Genomic DNA, 17866 nt, shown 5'->3' with positions numbered 1-17866 from the left:
CAGGGTCGAATCTGCAAGTTGGGGCCTGCCCTGACTGCGGGCGCAAAGCTTGCATCAAGGCGTCTGCCAATAGCGCGGCGATGACTGCCGTGTCGCCTTGACCTTCAATGCGACAGCGTTTGAGGTGACCTGGACGGCGCCATCCAGGTCAGTACGCCACACCGTGGCACCGCTGTCGCGCCAGCGCTGTTCAATAAGGGGGCTAGGATGGCCGTAGCGATTCCAGCGGCCAGCCTGGACAATCACATGTTGCGCCCGCATGCTGTCGACGAAGCTTGGGGCGGAAGAGGTTTTGGAACCATGGTGGGCGGCCAAAACGATATCCACATCGGCCAAGCCCCGCTCCACCAATGCCGCTTCCTGGCGTGCGCCGATGTCGCCGGGCAACAAAGCTGCGTGGTAGCGGCCCTGTATATGCAGCACACAACCGCTGTCATTGCGCCGCGCGCGCTTGCGGCTGCGCGTAGCGGGCGCATCGTCCAATGGCCACAGAAACGCAAAAGAAACGCCATCTATGTTCCAGCGCATGCCGTATTGGCACCCGGACTGGGCCAGCGGCATAGGTGGCATTGATGCCTCGGCCAGCATGGCGGCTTCGCGCACCAGATAGGCGTGCAGGCCGAAGGCGCTATAAGACTGCGCCACCGGCACGGCTTCCAGCACACTACGCACACCGCCGGCGTGATCGATATCGGCGTGCGAGACCACCAGAGCATCCAGGCGGTGCACCCCCTGGGTACGCAGAAACGGCGCAATCACGCGTGCGCCGGTGTCAGAGGCGGGGCCGCTGCGCAAACCGGTGTCGAACAGAAAGGCATGACGCATCGTCTGGATGACGATGGCGCTGCCCTGCCCCACATCCAGCGCATGCAGCGTCCATTCGCCTTCACTTGGGCGTTTGGGCATCCAGAACAATGCCGGCGCCATCAATAGCCAGGCGATTCGTCTTCCCGGCAAGCCATAGGGCAAAGCGGCCGCGACAATGCCTGCCACTGCCAGTACGCCGAGAACCAACGGCGTTGCGGCCACCTTGAGCGTGGCCACCGGCAATTGCGCCAGCCATAGCGTAGGAACCATGATGGCAGCCAGCGCAGCGTGGCCCACCCAGGCTGCCAGCTCTGCCAGCGGCGCCAAACCCGGCACCATGGCCGCGGCAGCACTTAACAGGGCCAGCGGCGTCACAATCAGGCTGATGACCGGAATCGCATAGGCGTTGACCAAAGGCGATACCAGCGACACCTCGTGGAAAATAAACGCCAGGAAAGGCATCAGTGCCAGGCTGATGGCCAGTTGCAAGCCACTTGCCATCGCCGCGATAGCCAGCCAGCGCTGACGCCGGCTTTTCGGTAAGCCACCAGCCGCCTGGCCCCACCAAGTGCTGCTTGCCATCAATATATAGACCGCGCCGAAGGACAGCCAGAAACCGCTGGCCAGCAAGGCCCACGGATCGAGCAATACGACAGCAAAGGCCACTACAGACAGCAAGCGCGAGGCGCTGACCGGCAAGCGGACAACATAGGCGGCAGCGATCACCGCGAGCATCAGGAAGGTGCGACGGGCGGGCACGCCCCAGCCCGCCAGCAAGCAGTACAGCCATGCGACCACCAGGGCAGCCAAGGCGGCAGCCAATTGCGCCGGCATCTGCTCGGCCAGCGCCCGGCCGCCCATTCGGGCCCGCCGCCACAACCATAAAGTCAGCGCACCGCCCATGGCGGCAATCATGGTGATGTGCGAGCCGCTGATCGAAACCAGGTGGGTGATGCCTGTACGGTTGAAGACATCCCAGTCTTCCGGCAACACGCTGGCCTGGTCACCGATGGCCAGAGCCAGCAGCACGGCACCATAGCGCTTGCCATCAAGAAACCTGTGCATGGCGGCGCGCACCTCGTGCCGAGCGCGTTGCGCTACAACAGGCAGGCTGGCCCAGGGCTCATCATGCAGCAAGCGGGGCACGCCTCGTACGCTGCCGCTGGCCCGGATGCCATGCGCGAAGGCGTAGGCCTCGTAATCGAAAGCGTGGGGGTTACGCAGCCCGTAAGGCGGCTTCAGGGTCAACGCCATACGCCACACCTGACCGGGAACGATGTCCGGAAAGGCGTAGGGCTGCGTGTTAACCCTTCCATATGGGCCGGCCCATTGCGGCGCGCTCCACGAGACCATAATGCGGCTGGGCACGCCGTCCGGCAGGGACGACAACACCTGGGCCTCGAACTGCCGGGTATCCGGCCCCAGGCGCGGCAGCGCAGCCACGCGCAGCACCACCCGGGAAACTTGATTGATATTGCCGTCCTCAAGACGGTCAGCCAGCCGCAGATCGACGCGCGCAACCGTCGAGAAAAACCCAGCGGCGGCGCAGGTCATAACGACTGCAATGCGCCATCGCCAGCGCGCCGGAGACAAAAATCCAAGCACGGCAGCCACCAACGATCCGCCCAGCGCTATTGCCGCCATCGCAGGGTGGCCGGGCATGGCCGCCAGGCAATGCACCGCCCCGCTGGCGGTGACGAAAGCCAGCAAACTCATACGCCCGGTCATGGCGCCGCGCTCCGAAATCAGTCAGCGTAAGGTGGCAGCGCTTCGGGTGCGGCTGGCTGGGGCCAAATCCGCCCCATCGGAATCTACGGAGCTATCCCAGCAAATCGAGCAATCGGCGCAGTTCCTTCTTCTCGTCTTCCGACAAGCGAGTGCTGATGCGCTCGTCGTGTTGCTTGATGGCGCGACGGATGCTGCGCAGTGCCGCCGTGCCCGAAGCTGTCAAGGCCAGTGAATGCGCACGGCGATCCACGGCAGAATCCGTACGCTTCACATGGCCCAGCTTCTCCAGGGCGTGCACGACCTGCACGGCGCCGGATCGGGCGATGCCCATGGCGTTGGCCAGCTCGGTCAGCTTCATGCCGGCGTTGGCATCCAGCAATGTCATGGCGGAGAAGCGCGGAGGCGTGATCGACCACGCTGCCATGGTTTCCAGGAAGTCTTGATAAATTCGGATCTGCGCGCGGCGCAGCGCATAGCCGACCAACTCGTCCAGCACGCCGTAATCAACGCCGGCCACCTGGGCGTTAAGCCGCTGACTGGGCCCCGGCACTGTCGGGTCGCCCTCGCCCGTATTCATTCGCTTGCTCACAACCGTATTCACTTGGGAGAAAAACGAACGTTAACCGAGTTGCCGTCGGCCTCATAGGCTGGGGTAAATCCCGATAGGCGGGGGGATAGACCATATTGTTATGATGCATAACAAATAATCGACGCAGGGAGATGGCTGGTGAAAGTAACGATCGTGGGCGCCGGAATCGGTGGACTGACGCTAGCGCTGATGCTGCATCAGCGCGGCATCGACTGCGAGGTATTCGAAAGCGTGCGCGAGCTCAAGCCGCTGGGCGTCGGCATCAATCTGTTGCCGCATGCGGTGGCCGAGATGACAGCGATCGGCATGCTGGACACCCTGACCGCACACGCCATACACACCAGCGCCCTGCACTATTACAACGTGCATGGCCAGCCCATCTGGCAAGAGCCCCGCGGGCTGGCGGCCGGATACCCCGTGCCGCAGCTTTCGATACATCGCGGCGAACTGCAGTTGGCCCTGGCCGACGAGGTCGTTCGGCGCCTGGGCGCACAGTGTTTGCATACTGGCATGGCCTTCGAGTCGCTCCAGCAAGATGGCCAGGGCGTGACAGCACGCTTCCGTAATCGCCATAGCAGCAGCGTTGACGAGGTCAGGTCCGACCTGTTGATAGGCGCCGATGGCATCCATTCCGCCGTGCGACATTTCTTCTATCCCACCGCTGACGAATTGCGCTTCTCCGGACGCATGCTTTGGCGTGCCATCACCGACGCGGAGCCTTATCTGGATGGCAAGACCATGTTCATGGCTGGCCATCAAGACCAGAAATTCGTTTGCTACCCCATCTCTGAGCCGCTGCGCCGGGACGGCCGTTCGCGCATCAACTGGATAGCCGAGCTGCGTATTGACCAGTCCGATCGCCCGCCCATGGACTGGAACCGCCAGGTCAGCGCGTCGGTATTCGAAGACCGGTTCGCCACCTGGAAGTGGGACTGGATCGACATCCCGGCCATCATCCGGGGCGCCGAGGCCATTTACGAGTTCCCGCTGGTCGATAAAGACCCCTTGCCCCGATGGACGCATGAGCGGGTCAGCTTGCTGGGCGACGCCGCACACCCGATGTATCCCATAGGTTCCAACGGCTCGGCACAGGCCATCCTGGACGCCCGTTGTGTAGCTGACCGGCTAGTGGCGCTGGATGCCAGGCGCGGCGGCAGCACCGAATTGGCACTGAAAGAGTACGAGGCCGAACGTCTGCCCGTAACGGCAGGCATCGTACTGAAAAACCGTCTTAACGGACCCGAGCAAGTCATGCAAATCGCGCACGAGCGGGCTCCTGCCGGCTTTGCGCACATCCATGATGTCGTGCCGCAGCAAGAGCTGGAAGAGATCTCGCTGCAATACAAGCGGCTGGCAGGATTCGACCCCGCAGCCCTTAAGGCATCGCAGTCATCTGGCGGCAAGGCCGCGCCCGCAACCACCAACCAGGAAAAACAGTCATGACGGCTATCCATACACCACCTGCGGTGGAGCATCTGGCAACGCTTACCGTCGAGGTCGCGGCGCCACAGGAAGTGGGTGCGACCCCATTTGGAAACCGACGTGTCATACCGATTACCGGCGGCACGGTTTCGGGGCCGGTATTCAACGGACGTATTCTGCCGGGCGGCGCCGATTTCCAGTTGATCAGTTCGCCGACCTATACGGATATCCATGCACGCTATGTCATCGAAACCGATCAAGGCGAACAGATATATGTCGAGAACACCGGCATCCGGACCGGGTCGCAGGAAGACATCCGCTTGTTGGCCCAGGGCCTGCCCGTGGACCCGGCGCGCATCTACTTCAGAAGCATCCCGCGATTCGAGACGGCGGCACCCAGGCTCGCTTGGTTGAACACCCACTTATTTCTTGGAACCGGTGCGCGCTATCCCGATCGCGTTGAACTTAACTTTTTTGTCGTCCGCTAGTACTACCCACAATAAACCTGGAGACTTCCCACATGAAACTCAAGTCCATCAGCCGCGTGCTATTCGCCGCCGCCCTATCCTTCGCGGCCAGCACGGCCTTCGCCGCCTTTCCTGAACAGCCCATACGCCTGACTGTAGGGTTCCCGGCAGGTACTGGCCCGGACATCGTCGCCAGGACGGTGGGCGATCAGATGTCGCAGGAACTGGGTCAACCCGTAGTCGTGGAAAACAAGGCGGGGGCCGGTGGGCAGATCGCTGCGTATTCCGTTGCCCGCGGCACACCCAACGGCTACAACATACTTCTTGGCGAAGTCGGCTCCATCAGCATTTCGCCTGAAACTACGGCCAACCTTTCGTACAAACCGATAGAAGAATTTGAGCCCATCACCGAAGCGGTACGCACGAACTTCGTTCTGGTGACGCCGGCCGACTCTCCCTATAAAACCCTGGCCGAATTCGTAAAGGCTGCAAAAGAAAGCACGGACGAATTCAACATCGCCACCTTTGGCGCCGGCACGCCCGGCCACTTTGGGGCGGAGATGCTGGCCGAGGCTGGCGGCTTCAAGATCGTACCCATCCACTATCGCTCCACCGGCGATGCCGTCACCGCCATCATGAGCGGTCAGGTACAAGGGGCCTTCGTCACGACGTCCATGGCTGCACCGCAGTTGGCGGGCGGAAAAATGGGCGCGCTGGCAATCACGGGCGCAGAGCGGGCCAAGATGCTGTCCCAGGTTCCTACATTCAAAGAGCTGGGGATGCCCGACGTTGATTTCGGCGCCTGGTTCGCATTCTTTGCTCCCAAAGGAACTCCCGACGCGGCGCTAAACGTACTTAACGAAAAAACGATTGCAGCGTTGCAGGCCGAAAAAGTCCGGAAAGTGCTGGAGGACAGCGGCTTCGTGATCGTGGGATCTTCGCGCGAAGATCTGTCATCCCTGCTGGTGTCCGAACAACGCCGCTGGTCCGAAGTCGTAAAAAAGACGGGCTTCAAGATCAACTAAGCAGTTATAGCAGCAGCCAGGCGCGGCAGTACCCGCCTGGCGTTGGCAGCCGTTGCGCGGTCCACCTCTTGCCGAGAGATGCCGCGCAATTCGCCCAAGGCATCGGCAATGCGCGCCACCTCGCCAGGCTCGTTGCGCGGTACCGGTCCGCCAGGCCGGCCCAGCCAGGACGGGGGTATGTCCGGGGCATCGGTCTCTAGCACTATATGCGCCAGCTCTACCTGACTGGCCAGGCGCCGTATCTGCAGCGCCCGCGTATAAGTCATGGCGCCACCAAAGCCCAATGCGAAGCCCTGGTCGATGAATTGCTCGGCCTGCTGGAAGCTGCCATTGAAGGCGTGCGCTATCCCGCCTATGGGTGCCCGGCGGCGCAAATGCTTCAACAAAATATCTTGCGAGCGCCGCACATGCAGCAATAGCGGCAGTTGGTAGCGCAGGGCCAGATCAAGCTGGGCAGCATAAAAGACTTCCTGCTTCTCGCGCATGGCCGGCTCTTTGAGCGCCGGGATGAAATAATCCAAGCCGATCTCGCCGATGGCAACAAAGCGCGGATCGTCCAGCGCCTGCTCTATGCGAGCTTGCAGCGCGTCCAAGTCGGACAGCTGGGCTTGCGGTACGCAGATGGGATGGATGCCCAAGGCATAGGCGCCGCCCGGGAAGGAATGCGCCAAGTCGCAGACCGCATCGAAATTACTGCGCGCCACGGCCGGTATGATGATGGCCCCCACGCCCTGGTTCGCCGCCCGCCCAATCACAGCTGGCCTGTCGGCATCAAACTCGGCAGCGTCCAGATGGCAATGGGTGTCTATCAGCATAAGTCCTCGTGCTAGCGCCCCGTACAAGCGCAGCTTAAGTCTGCGGCAAAGGAGGTGTTTCCGCGTCGACCAGCAGGCCCTTGTCCATGTACAGGCGGCGATGCGCCAGCGCGGCCAGGGCCGGATCATGGGTGACGATAGCAAAAGCCGTACCGAAGTCGCGATTCACCTGCACCAGCAGGTCAAACATGCTCTCTGCGGTATAGCGGTCCAGATTTCCGGTGGGCTCGTCAGCCAGCACGCATGTGGGCCGGGTAACCAGGGCACGGGCCAGCGCCACACGCTGACGCTCGCCGCCCGACAACTGGCCGGGATAATGATCCATGCGCTGTGCCAACCCCACTTGCTCCAGCACTTCCTGGGCCCGTTCGCGAGCCCGATTGCGGTTCTCGCGCCGAACAATCAAAGGCATGGCGACGTTATCAAGCGCCGAAAACTCCGCCAGCAAATGATGGAACTGGTAGACGAAGCCCAGGCTGCGATTGCGCAACTGGCTGCGCTTGGATTCGGACAGGCCTTCGGAAGATACGCCGTCGACAAATACCGTCCCGGAGGTGGGCTGATCGAGCAAGCCCAGGGTGTGCAGCAAGGTACTCTTGCCCGACCCCGAAGCGCCAACAATGGCGACCATCTCGCCCTGGTCCACATGCAGGCTGACATCGCGCAGCACGCGGATTTCCTGCCCGCCTTCCTGATAGGTCTTGACCAGGTTACGCGCCGACAGCGCATGCTTTACTTGGGTATCAATCATGGCGCAGTACCTGTGCCGGTTGCAGACTGGACGCGCGCCAGCTGGGATACAAAGTCGCCAACAGCGACAGGATCAACGACGTGGCGGCAATGATGATGATGTCGTCCATCTGGGGGTTGGATGGCAGCTCGCTGATGAAATAAATTTGCTGGGGCAGGAACTGCACACCCATCAGCCGTTCAATGAAAGGAACAATGACATCAATGTTATAGGCGACCAGCATGCCCAGGCCCACGCCCACCAGGGTTCCCACGACGCCTATCAAGGAGCCCTGCACCAGGAAAATACGGGCGACTTCACGCGGGGTGGCACCCAGGGTGCGCAGTATGGCGATATCCGACCGCTTGTCCTTCACGGCCATCACCAGCGACGACAGCAAATTGAAAGCAGCCACAGCCACGATAAGCGCCAGAATCAGGAACATCATGCGTTTCTCGGTCTGGACGGCGGCAAACCAGGTGCGGTTATTCTCGGTCCAGTCGCGAGCCTGCACGACGGACGGTAAATCCTGCCGCAGTTCATGGGCGACCCGGGGCGCCTGCTGCATGTCCTGGATGCGCAGTCTGACGCCGCTGCTGCCGCTATCGCGGAACACCTTGGCGGCATCTTCAAAGTTGATGAAAGCCAGCGAGGCGTCGAACTCGTAGTAGCCAGAAGAAAAGATGCCGCTGACGGTGAACTGGCGCATGCGCGGCGCAAAACCGGCCGGTGAGATCGACCCCTGCGGCGCCAACACCATAACGGTGTCCCCGGTAGTCACGCCCAGCATGCCAGCCACCTGGTTGCCCAAAACGATGTCATAGCTGCCAGGCTTCAGCGCGTCGAGCTGCCCCGCTATCATCTGGCCGCTTACGTCGGACACGGCGTCCTCGCGACCTGGGTCGACACCGCGCACCTGCACACCGGTCAGCGCATCGCCCCGAACAATCATGCCTTGTGCTGCCACGAAAGGCGCGGCACCGCTAACCTGGGAATTCTCCTTGGCGATCGCGGCAATCTGCTCCCATTCGGCCAGCACCTGCTCTGGCGCCATGCCTTGCACATAAAGCTCGACATGCGGCAATACCGACAACATGCGGTCGCGCACCTGGGTCTGGAAACCATTCATCACGGACAGCACGATAATCAGCGCCGCCACACCCAGGGCGATGCCCGCCATGGAGCTGGCTGCAATGAAGGAAACGAAGCGGTCGCCCCCGCCCGTACGTCGCCGGGATCGCGCCAGGCCGGCGTATCGGGCCCCTATCCACAATTCATAAGACATCGTTCAAGCCACCGTTATCCGTTAACACTACAATTCGGAAATGCGAATCGTACTACCTGGCGCCTTGCCTGACCCGCGCGAGGCTGGCGAACTGACCTCTTATCTGCACGAGAACGCGCCTACCCTGGCGCGCTGGCTGGAACTGGGCCGCGCCCGCAGCACACCCGCCGACCCGGCGCAAACAGGCTGCACACCCTACGAAACCTGGCAACTGCGCGAGCAGGGCTTTCAGCCCGAACCTGGCCAGAATTTTGCCACAGGCCTGGGCCCTTTACGCTTGCACGATACCGCAGAGCGCGCCAACGTGCCGCCGGAACAAGCCGTGTGGATGGTCGAACTGGTGCATGTATCGCCATCGCGCGACGGCGCCGCACTGTTGCCGGCGGCCGACCTGGCCATCACGCCTGAGCAGAGTGTAGCCTTGTTCGAATCCGCCGAACCGCTGTTTGCGGAGGTGGGCTTCGGCTTGCATCGCAGCAGTTTGCAGCACTGGCGCATCGATCTTCCCGATGGTTACAGCCCCGTGGTGGCCAGCCCCGTCCTCGTCAGCCTGACATCGGTCAACGATTGGTGGCCTCAAGGCCTGGAAGACCGCCCCTGGCGCCGCCTGGTCAACGAGGTACAGATGCTATGGTTCGATCACCCGGCAAATCAGGCGCGATACGAACTGGGGCAGATGCCCGTGAATAGTCTCTGGCTGTTTGGCGGCGCACGTCCCGATCAGTTGACCCCCGCAGCCCCCGACCCTGATACGCAAGTGCATGCTCAACTGCTGGCTTACAGCACGACGCACGACTGGGGCGGATGGCTGGCTGCGCTAAAGGATCTGGAAGCACGCGTTTTCCGGCCGCTGTCCGGCCAGCCGATGCCGGAACTGATACTGACGGGAAGCGACCGCATCGTGCAATTGAGCAAGCCGGCACGATGGAGACAATGGCTGCCTGTCAGCCGCAACGCATGGAGCAACTGGTGGTCATCCCCAAACTAAGCACACGGCCGGCAAACTTCGAAGCCGCCCGTATTCTTGAGGCGGCCGGCATACACCCCTTGCTATCCCGCCTTTGGGCCGCGCGCGGGGTGTGCCACCCCAGCGAAACGAAATTGGTGTGGTCAGCCATGATCCCACCGGGCCAGCTAACCCACGTACAAGTCGCCGCCGCGCTGCTCGCCGACGCGATCCAGGCCGGCAAGCGCCTGTTGATCGTGGCCGATTACGACTGCGATGGCGCCACCGCCTGCGCGGTGGGTCTGCGCGCGCTGCGCAGCATGGGTGCGATCGTCGACTTTCTGGTGCCCAACCGCTTCGAGACCGGCTACGGCCTCTCGCCTGCGGTGGTCGATCTGGCCGTGCAGCACCATGCGGGCCGGCCCGACTTACTGATTACGGTGGACAACGGCATTGCCAGCGTGGATGGCGTAGAGGCCGCAAACGCGGCCGGCATCGACGTATTGATTACCGACCACCACTTGCCGGGCGAGGTGTTGCCCCGCGCCCTGGCCATCGTCAACCCCAACCAGGCAGGCTGTGGGTTTCCCTCCAAGAACCTGGCCGGCGTGGGCGTTATTTTTTACCTGATGCTGGCACTGCGGGCAGAGTTTCGCCAACGCGGCGTCTACCCCGCGGACGGCGGGCCGCGGCTGGATCAACTTGCCGATCTGGTCGCATTGGGCACCGTCGCCGATGTCGTCAAGCTGGACGCCAATAACCGTCTGCTGGTGACGCAAGGCTTGCAAAAGATGCGCAGCGGACGGATGCAGGCCGGGCTGCGCGCCCTCTTTGCCGTCGCCGGGCGCGAACCGCGACTGGCCAGTGGATTCGACCTGGGTTTTGCGCTGGGCCCCCGCATCAACGCTGCGGGGCGCTTGGCCGACATGAGCATAGGCATCAACTGCCTTACCACCGACGACGAGGCACTAGCTCTGCAATTGGCCCGCGAGCTGGACTCGATGAACCAACAACGCCGTGGGATCGAGGCCACCATGCGCGAGGAAGCGCTGGCGGCCATGGAGGCGGCCAGCCCCACTATCGGCGCAACCGTCTGCGTTTACCATCCCGAATGGCACCAGGGCGTGGTCGGTTTGGTGGCATCAAGGCTGAAGGAAACCTATTGGCGTCCCACGCTGGCCTTTGCCCGCTCGGATGCCGGCGAACTGCGGGGGTCGGGACGCTCGATTCCGGACGTACATCTGCGCGATGTGCTCGACCTGGTCTCCAAACGCCACCCCGGCATTATCCTGAAGTTTGGCGGGCACGCGATGGCGGCCGGGCTGACGCTGCGCGAAGACGCCTATGAGGTTTTCCTGGAAGGTTTCGACGCTGCGGTAAAAGAGTTATGCGGACGGGCCAGTTTCGATCCCATCATCGAGACCGACGGTTCGTTGGAAAGCGGTTATGCCAATGCCGACGTGGCCGGACTGCTGCAACAGCAAGTCTGGGGCGCTGGCTTCCCAGCCCCTATTTTCAGGGATACTTTCCGTGTTCGTCAGCAACGACTGCTGAAAGAAAAACACCTGAAGCTGAATCTGGAGCGCGGACACCAACGCTTCGACGCCATCTGGTTCAACCACGCGGACGCCCTGCCCGAGTACATCGATGCGGCTTATCGGCTGGACCAGAACGTCTGGAATGGCATGGTGACCGCGCAACTGATCATCGAGTACGCCTGCGCGCCCGAATAGCGTCTGACGTTTCGCCGCGCCGCCCGGCCGGAAGCGTGGCCAGCAGTAGCCCGGCCAGGGCGATGGCAAAAGCGACCAGTTGGGTGCCGGTCAACGACTCACCGAGCACCAGCACCCCCACCAGCGCAGCGCTGATGGGCAGCATCACGGTAAAGACGCCGGCACGCGACGCCGGTACCGACTTCAATCCCGTCATCCACAGCCACACGGTCCAGACGCTGGCCGCCAAGGCATAGAAGACCAGCAGCAGCCACATATCGGCCCCAACGCTCGAAAAATCGAAATCCAGGGCAATATACAAGCCAAACGGAGTCATCAACACAAAGCCCCAGAGATTGATGATGGCGCTGATGCGCTTGGGGCTAAGCACCCGTGTCAGCTTCTTGCCAATGACGGCATAGGCTCCCTCGCAAATAACCGCCCCGAACAGCAACAGATTACCCAGCCATGCGCGGGCTGATCCCCCTCGGTCGCCTCAAGGGCCGCCTGGCTGGCGCTGGGGTCCACCTGCGCCAGCGACAGCAAGCCTATGCCCAGTGCCCCGCAAGCCACGGCGGCCCAGACTCGCGGTCCTATCTCTTCCTTCAGGAAGATCCAGCTCATCAAGGCCACCATCGCGGGGATGAAAGACATGATCACCCCGGCCGACACGGCACTGGTCATGCTCACGCCGGTGATCATGCACAGCGTAAAGAGAAAGTTGCCTAAAAACGATTCCAGGAAAATCAGCACGCGGCTGCGCGCCGACAAGGGTTGTTCGCTTGCCGGCTTGCGCAGCCAACGCAGCATGGCGACGCCGCCTATGCCAAAACGCAGCCAGCCCAGCAGGAATACAGGCAGCACCACGGCCAGAGGTTTGGTCAGCGCCACATAGGCGCCGACCAGGGACATGCTGAGCGCCAGGCAGCCATAGGCGGCAAGGCGTTGAGAAGTACGAGTCATGCGCCATTATCGCTTAGCCGCAACCTACGGGCAGCCGCCCGGCTTTACTGTGCTTTCTGCTGATCCGTGCACCCGGGCTGATCCTGCATCATTTGCATGGCGCCTTCCTTGATTTGCTCCGGCGTCAGGTCGCGCACGTGCGTGGCGACCGACCAACGGTGGCCGTAAGGATCTTCCAGCACCCCATAGCGATCGCCCCAGAACATTTCCTGCACGGCCATGATCTCCCTCGCTCCGGCTTCTACGGCCTTCTTCATGGCCGCATCGGCATCCTGCACATACAAATGAACGGTAACCGGCGTGCCCTTGAGCGTTTTTGGGCTGAATGAACCCCACTGCGGAAACTCGTCCACCAGCATGATGGCCGCCCCGCCTATCCGTATGCTGGCGTGCGCCAGCTTGCCGTCAGGCATGTCCATCCTGCCCTCTTCCTGGGCACCGAAAGCCTTCTGGTAGAACGCGATGGCATCGCTTGCGCCGTCGCAAACCAGATGGGGCGTCACGGCACTCATGCCCAAAGGAATAGCGCGCGTCTTCTGCTGATTGTCGGGTGCTATGTCGAACAAGGCCTTGCCGGTCTGCATATCGAACGGCGCCGAGAAGTGTTCGTGCACGATCAGCCACTCGCCGCCGATCTGCCGATAAGTGGTGGTCATGCGCATCCAGGCGCCCTGGGTTTGGCCTGCATCGTCGGTACCGCCGCAATAGACCAAGGCGTGCACGACAGCTAAGTCCTGCACCGCATGCGTGGCGGCCTCCTTGACCTCGAACATGCCTGGCCCCTGGCACATCTGCATGCAGGCCTCCCAATGCTTGCGGTAGGCTTCCTTGCCCTTGAATTGCAGTTGCTGTATGGCGTCGTAGGCTACGACATCCGTTGCGTAGTGCGCCATGATGGCATCGGTATCCTTGGCCAGAAATGCGGCTATCCAGCTGTCGAGCCGCTGCCGTACAGCGGCCTCTTCGGTCTTGCTTGCTGCGTCCATAAGTGTCTCCTCGATGGTGGGTTGGAGAGTGGACTTTACCACCTCTTAGTCCTACAAAACAACCAACAAATATGGTTCTAGGACTAATATGTTAGACTGTAACCTATGGCAATAAAACGAAGCTACGAAGACGGCTGCGCGGCCGCCCATGCACTGGACCTGGTGGGCGAACGCTGGGCGCTGCTGATCGTTCGCGAACTCTTGCTGGGTCCCAAGCGCTTTACCGACATACGGGCGGGGCTGCCCACCATCAGCCCCAACGTGCTTTCGCAGCGACTTACCGAACTGGAAGCCAGCGGCATCCTGCAGCAGCGCAAACTGCCGCCACCCGCTTCCATCCAGGTCTACGAGCTGACGCCTTGGGGCGCAGAGTTGGAACCGCTGGTGTTGAATTTGGCCAGATGGGGGGTGCGGTCACCGACATTCCGACGCGGCGCGGCGTTGGGCACCGACGCGCTCATCCTGTCTTTCAAGGCGATGTTTGCGCCGGCCGCCGCCCTTAAGCAGCGTGTCACGATCGAACTGCGGGTGGCCGAAGCACCGTTTTTTGCCATTGTCGACCGCGGCAAGCTGGAAGTGGGCCGCGGCCCGGCAAGCGCGCCCGACGCTGTCCTTAGCGCCGACCCAGCCACGGTATTGTCACTGGCCTATGGCAAGGCCGATCTGGATCTCATGGCCGCGAGCGGCCAGGCCGAATACTTGGGCGACAAGACTGCCTTGCTGCGATTCTTCTCATGCTTCGCGTTGCCGGCACCGGCCGGCAGCGACTAAAGTCGCGAAGACAGCACGATTCCGCTTACGATTAGGGCAAAGGCCACGGCATGGTAAATATGCGGCGACTCACCCAGAAACGCGGCAGACATCAGTGCGGCAAACAGCGGCGTCAAGTTATTGAAGAAGCCTGCCGTTGTGGGCCCTACCCTTTGCACACCCATCCCCCAGCAGCGAAACGCCACGATGGCAGGCCCCACCGCCACATAAAGCAGTGCCGCGGCCAGCGGCCAGCCCCATTGGATGCTGGCATCAGTCCAGGCCCACTCGCCGGCGGCAAAGCCGCCGGACCAGACCACACCGAAAGAAACCTGGGCCAAAAGAAAGGCGGCCCAGTTGGCACGCAGATGGTCGCTGCGGCTGGGCTGAATCAAGAGCCAGCTATAAAAGGCCCAAATGATGGTGGCGACAATCATGAAAATATCGCCGGCCACAAAATGCAGCTGCAACAACTGGCGCCAATCGCCCTGGCCCAGCACCACCAGCACACCCGTGATCGACAGCCCGGCGCCCACGATTTGCAGCATGGCGATACGGACACGGAAGAACAACAGCCCCACCAGCAGCATCCATACCGGCATGCTGGCGCCCACCAGGGTCACATTGATGGGTGTGGATGTGTGCAGCGCCATGTACTGCAAGGTGTTGAACAGACCAACGCCCAATAGTCCCAGCAAGGCATAGCGCTTGCGATCGGCCCACAGGCCGCTGCCGCGGCGAAATACCGAATAGCCCAGCGGCAGCAGCAATAGCAGCGCGATGCCCCAGCGAAAAAAGTTGAGCGTGATGGGCGGAATCAGATCATTCACGACCCGGCCCACTACGGCGTTGCCCGCCCATAACAAAGGCGGAACCAGCAGCAGCAAGGCAGTCGAAGGAGTTATTTTTTGCGTCATGGTGGGGCAGAAATCGGACAGCGCAACGCGCGCCTGCCGCGGCCCGTATCGTAACGCATGGCACTCAGCCGGAGGTTTGATCTCCCGCGAAAGGCTCGAGCAACTGATGAGCCAGGTCTACATCAGCCTCGTCGACCATCAGCATCTGAGCATTCAGGCTATTGGTGATCGGCCCCGGGTACATCGAGCTGAAAGCGCCGCCGCGCATCAGGAAGCGAACCCCATAGGCCTGCATCAAGGACACGATCACGGCCGCTTCGGACTCTGATTTTGGAGCATAGATTGGTATCATGGCTAATTGTCCAATAATTGCGCTACAAGACCATATTAGCGGTAAGCCCGCCACTTGCGTCCGGCAGCGCCCCGATCCGGCTCGGAGCAGACCATCCCATGGCAGTGTTCGAAATCAATTCCATCGTCGATTCCCTGAAATCCGCACGCCAAGACTGGCGTGCCTCGCAACACCGCTCGCGTGAGCCAGGTGGCCGCGAGTTTCCTTCACCACAAGCCATCGCCGGCATTCTGGAGGACCTCAAAGGCGTGCTTTTCCCCATGCGCCTGGGGCCTCTGTGCCTGCGCCAGGAAAGCGAAGACTTCTATATCGGCCATACCTTGGATTCCGCCCTGCACGCCCTGTTGGGCCAGGTTCGGCTCGAGCTTCAGTACGAGCTACGAGAGCACAAGCTAAGCAGCAACGACATCGAACAAAAGGCCGTTGCCTGTGTGCAATCGTTCGCCAATGCCTTGCCCGAAATACGACGCATGCTGGACGCCGATGTGTTGGCGGCGTACCAAGGCGACCCTGCTGCGCGCAGCGTCGATGAAGTGCTGCTTTGCTATCCGGGTGTACTGGCAATGATCCATCATCGCATCGCCCATCAGTTCTACAACCAAGACCTGCATTTGCTGGCGCGCATGTCGTCCGAACTGGCGCACTCGCAAACGGGCATCGACATTCATCCGGGTGCACAGATCGGCCCCAGCTTCTTCATCGACCATGGCACCGGCGTCGTTATCGGCGAAACCGCCATCATCGGCAAGGGCGTGCGTATTTATCAGGCGGTCACGCTGGGGGCCAAGCGCTTTCCCACCGACGCCAACGGCAAGATCGAAAAAGGCCTGCCCCGCCACCCCATCGTTGAAGACGACGTGGTCATATACGCGGGTGCAACCATACTGGGTCGCGTCACGCTGGGGCGCGGCTGCACCATAGGCGGCAACGTATGGCTTATTAACGATGTGCCGGCCGGCGGCCATGTTACCCAGGCAGACTCGCAAGGCATGGGTACCTGCGACCCGGCCGCGGCAGTGGCAGGCGCCTGACCCAGTTTAAATAAGGTCCAGCCCCTGTAGCATGACCAGCAGAATAAGCACCGGCGAAACATAGCGCAGCAGCAGGAATAGCAGCGCTGAAAGCCTGCGGTTGGCCAAGCCGCCGCGGTTCGAAAGCTCGTCCTGCAGCTTGTCCCGGCCCCAGCTCCAGCCGACGAACAAAGCAATCATGATGCCGCCCACCGGCAGCAGCACCATGGACGAGACCCGGTCAAACAGGTCAAACATAGTCAAGCCCAATATACGGAAGTCAACCAGCACACTGCCCGACAATGCGCAGCTTGCACCGGCAATCAACAACAAAATCAGAGTGATGGCGGTCGCGCGGCGCCGCGACCACCCCAGGCGTTCGTGCAGGATGGCCACCGGCACCTCCATCAAGGACAGCATGGCCCCAATGGCGGCGATCGATGTCAGGATAAAGAAGACCACCATCAGGGCATGGCCCATGGGGATCTGCGAAAACACCGCTGGAATGGTAATGAATACCAGGGACGGCCCGACGGACGGCTCGAACCCGAAGGTGAACACGGCAGGAAAAATCGCAATACCGGCCAGCAAGGACACGGACAGGTCTGCCACCATGACGCGCAAGGCCGTTGCAGGGATGTTCTGATCGTCGCGGAAATAGCTGCCGTAGGTCATCATGGTACCCATGCCGATGGAAAGCTTGAAGAACGCCAAGCCCATGGCCGTCAGGATCACCGCCGCATCAATACGCGTAAAGTCGGGTTTGAATAAAAACGCCAGGCCCTCGGCCGCTTTATCCAACGACAAGCTGAAGCCGCACACCAGCAACAGCAGCAAAAATAGCAGCGGCATCAGCTTCTTGGTGATGGCCTCGATACCGCGCGTCACACCCAGCGTAAGAATGCCGCCGATCAGGACCAGGACTATCCACTGCCAGATCAGGGACTGCCACGGATCGCTGACCAGTGCGGCGAATGCCGCCTCGGTCACTCGCGGATCGCTACTAAGCAAACCACCCCTGCGGCTTTGACGACATACGCGAACACCCAAGCAACCACTTGGGAATAAAACGCCAGGATCAAAAACGCCGCCAGCATGCCCGATACGCCTATCAACCACCACGGCAAGCCTGGACGCGGGGCCAATTGCTGTAAAGCGGTAATGGGATTGGCCTTGGCGCGTCGGCCCAGCGTGATCTCAGCGATCATCACGGGCAAACCGACTAACAACGTGGCCAGCAAGTAGATCAGCAGGAAGCCGGCGCCGCCGTTCTCACCGGTCAGCGAAGGGAACTTCCAGATGTTGCCCAGGCCCACAGCCGAGCCCAGGGTGGCGGCAAGCACACCAAAACGCGAAGAGAAGCCTTCACGTGACGCGGGCGCTGCCTTGGTCATAATCGAGCCCCGCCACTGTCACTGTATA

Annotated in this window: 15 protein-coding genes and 2 pseudogenes; 7 read left to right on the top strand and 10 right to left on the bottom strand. The window is 61.6% G+C overall.

Annotation, left to right across the window (positions count from 1 at the left end):
* Positions 1-54 precede the first annotated feature (54 nt).
* Positions 55-2535 (bottom strand): DNA internalization-related competence protein ComEC/Rec2, encoded by a 2481-nt coding sequence (locus CKA81_RS04280; RefSeq protein ID WP_128354202.1) that lies wholly within the window; start codon positions 2533-2535, stop codon positions 55-57.
* A gap of 91 nt (positions 2536-2626) precedes the next feature.
* Entirely contained in the window at positions 2627-3124 is a 498-nt protein-coding gene (locus CKA81_RS04275; protein ID WP_228255783.1) for a MarR family winged helix-turn-helix transcriptional regulator, read from the bottom strand.
* 138 nt (positions 3125-3262) lie between these two features.
* Between CKA81_RS04275 and CKA81_RS04270 the strand changes: the two genes are divergently transcribed.
* Genes CKA81_RS04270 through CKA81_RS04260 form a run of 3 tightly spaced genes read left to right on the top strand, consistent with a single transcriptional unit; the run spans position 3263 to position 6038 of the window.
* Positions 3263-4567, top strand: coding sequence for a flavin-dependent oxidoreductase (locus CKA81_RS04270; protein WP_128354200.1), 1305 nt, complete (start codon positions 3263-3265; stop codon positions 4565-4567).
* Entirely contained in the window at positions 4564-5034 is a 471-nt protein-coding gene (locus CKA81_RS04265; protein WP_128354199.1) for a DUF3237 domain-containing protein, read from the top strand. Before CKA81_RS04270 ends, CKA81_RS04265 begins: the two co-directional genes overlap by 4 nt.
* A gap of 32 nt (positions 5035-5066) precedes the next feature.
* A complete protein-coding gene (locus CKA81_RS04260) occupies positions 5067-6038 on the top strand; it encodes a Bug family tripartite tricarboxylate transporter substrate binding protein (RefSeq protein ID WP_128354198.1) in 972 nt (323 codons plus the stop codon).
* Here the strand turns inward: CKA81_RS04260 and CKA81_RS04255 are convergent.
* From CKA81_RS04255 to CKA81_RS04245, 3 genes are read right to left on the bottom strand one after another with little or no spacing between them, the layout of a single operon-like run.
* Complete coding sequence (locus CKA81_RS04255; protein WP_128354197.1) at positions 6035-6853, bottom strand: TatD family hydrolase; 819 nt, start codon at positions 6851-6853, stop codon at positions 6035-6037. The two genes, CKA81_RS04260 and CKA81_RS04255, sit on opposite strands and share 4 nt — an antisense overlap.
* Positions 6854-6887: 34 nt before the next feature.
* On the bottom strand, positions 6888-7604 hold the full coding sequence (gene lolD / locus CKA81_RS04250; protein WP_128354196.1) for a lipoprotein-releasing ABC transporter ATP-binding protein LolD: 717 nt from the start codon (positions 7602-7604) through the stop codon (positions 6888-6890).
* Complete coding sequence (locus CKA81_RS04245; protein ID WP_128354195.1) at positions 7597-8868, bottom strand: lipoprotein-releasing ABC transporter permease subunit; 1272 nt, start codon at positions 8866-8868, stop codon at positions 7597-7599. The genes lolD and CKA81_RS04245 overlap by 8 nt, the downstream gene beginning before the upstream one ends.
* Before the next feature lie 40 nt (positions 8869-8908).
* Here CKA81_RS04245 and CKA81_RS04240 point away from each other — a divergent pair, with 40 nt between their 5' ends.
* Together CKA81_RS04240 and recJ are read left to right on the top strand one after the other, a co-directional pair.
* Positions 8909-9856: a hypothetical protein gene (locus CKA81_RS04240; protein WP_128354194.1), complete on the top strand. Its 948-nt coding sequence runs from the start codon at positions 8909-8911 to the stop codon at positions 9854-9856.
* Positions 9838-11547 carry a single-stranded-DNA-specific exonuclease RecJ gene (recJ, locus tag CKA81_RS04235; protein ID WP_128356539.1) on the top strand — a complete coding sequence of 570 codons (1710 nt, stop codon included), beginning with the start codon at positions 9838-9840 and terminating at the stop codon, positions 11545-11547. The genes CKA81_RS04240 and recJ overlap by 19 nt, the downstream gene beginning before the upstream one ends.
* Here recJ and CKA81_RS04230 read toward each other — a convergent pair.
* Positions 11519-12489: pseudogene (locus CKA81_RS04230) on the bottom strand (DMT family transporter). The gene recJ and the pseudogene CKA81_RS04230 sit on opposite strands and share 29 nt — an antisense overlap.
* Positions 12490-12533: 44 nt before the next feature.
* On the bottom strand, positions 12534-13475 hold the full coding sequence (locus tag CKA81_RS17455; RefSeq protein WP_128354193.1) for a nuclear transport factor 2 family protein: 942 nt from the start codon (positions 13473-13475) through the stop codon (positions 12534-12536).
* A 105-nt stretch (positions 13476-13580) separates the two neighbouring features.
* Here CKA81_RS17455 and CKA81_RS04220 point away from each other — a divergent pair, with 105 nt between their 5' ends.
* Entirely contained in the window at positions 13581-14246 is a 666-nt protein-coding gene (locus tag CKA81_RS04220) for a winged helix-turn-helix transcriptional regulator (RefSeq protein WP_128354192.1), read from the top strand.
* Here CKA81_RS04220 and CKA81_RS04215 read toward each other — a convergent pair.
* Together CKA81_RS04215 and CKA81_RS04210 are read right to left on the bottom strand one after the other, a co-directional pair.
* Positions 14243-15142 (bottom strand): DMT family transporter, encoded by a 900-nt coding sequence (locus CKA81_RS04215; protein ID WP_128354191.1) that lies wholly within the window; start codon positions 15140-15142, stop codon positions 14243-14245. The genes CKA81_RS04220 and CKA81_RS04215 overlap by 4 nt on opposite strands.
* A 64-nt stretch (positions 15143-15206) precedes the next feature.
* The gene (locus tag CKA81_RS04210) at positions 15207-15434 is read right to left on the bottom strand and encodes a hypothetical protein (RefSeq protein ID WP_128354190.1); all 228 of its coding nucleotides are present in this window, start codon (positions 15432-15434) and stop codon (positions 15207-15209) included.
* Positions 15435-15532: 98 nt separating this feature from the next.
* Between CKA81_RS04210 and epsC the strand changes: the two genes are divergently transcribed.
* The gene (gene epsC / locus CKA81_RS04205; RefSeq protein ID WP_128354189.1) at positions 15533-16465 is read left to right on the top strand and encodes a serine O-acetyltransferase EpsC; all 933 of its coding nucleotides are present in this window, start codon (positions 15533-15535) and stop codon (positions 16463-16465) included.
* 6 nt (positions 16466-16471) lie between these two features.
* Here epsC and CKA81_RS04200 read toward each other — a convergent pair.
* Positions 16472-17838 (bottom strand): annotated as a pseudogene (locus tag CKA81_RS04200) (sodium-dependent transporter).
* Positions 17839-17866: the final 28 nt, after the last annotated feature.

This window comes from Pollutimonas thiosulfatoxidans (assembly GCF_004022565.1).
Taxonomy (GTDB): domain Bacteria; phylum Pseudomonadota; class Gammaproteobacteria; order Burkholderiales; family Burkholderiaceae_B; genus Pusillimonas_D; species Pusillimonas_D thiosulfatoxidans.
This window is presented reverse-complemented; position numbering and strand designations above follow the sequence as displayed.

Coding starts and splice junctions, on each gene's coding strand:
- CKA81_RS04280 (WP_128354202.1), bottom strand. CDS start 2,535: ATGACCGGGCGTATGAGTTTGCTGGCTTTCGTCACCGCCAGCGGGGCG.
- CKA81_RS04260 (WP_128354198.1), top strand. CDS start 5,067: ATGAAACTCAAGTCCATCAGCCGCGTGCTATTCGCCGCCGCCCTATCC.
- CKA81_RS17455 (WP_128354193.1), bottom strand. CDS start 13,475: ATGGACGCAGCAAGCAAGACCGAAGAGGCCGCTGTACGGCAGCGGCTC.
- CKA81_RS04220 (WP_128354192.1), top strand. CDS start 13,581: ATGGCAATAAAACGAAGCTACGAAGACGGCTGCGCGGCCGCCCATGCA.
- CKA81_RS04210 (WP_128354190.1), bottom strand. CDS start 15,434: ATGATACCAATCTATGCTCCAAAATCAGAGTCCGAAGCGGCCGTGATC.
- CKA81_RS04255 (WP_128354197.1), bottom strand. CDS start 6,853: ATGCTGATAGACACCCATTGCCATCTGGACGCTGCCGAGTTTGATGCC.
- epsC (WP_128354189.1), top strand. CDS start 15,533: ATGGCAGTGTTCGAAATCAATTCCATCGTCGATTCCCTGAAATCCGCA.
- CKA81_RS04265 (WP_128354199.1), top strand. CDS start 4,564: ATGACGGCTATCCATACACCACCTGCGGTGGAGCATCTGGCAACGCTT.
- lolD (WP_128354196.1), bottom strand. CDS start 7,604: ATGATTGATACCCAAGTAAAGCATGCGCTGTCGGCGCGTAACCTGGTC.
- CKA81_RS04245 (WP_128354195.1), bottom strand. CDS start 8,868: ATGTCTTATGAATTGTGGATAGGGGCCCGATACGCCGGCCTGGCGCGA.
- CKA81_RS04215 (WP_128354191.1), bottom strand. CDS start 15,142: ATGACGCAAAAAATAACTCCTTCGACTGCCTTGCTGCTGCTGGTTCCG.
- CKA81_RS04240 (WP_128354194.1), top strand. CDS start 8,909: ATGCGAATCGTACTACCTGGCGCCTTGCCTGACCCGCGCGAGGCTGGC.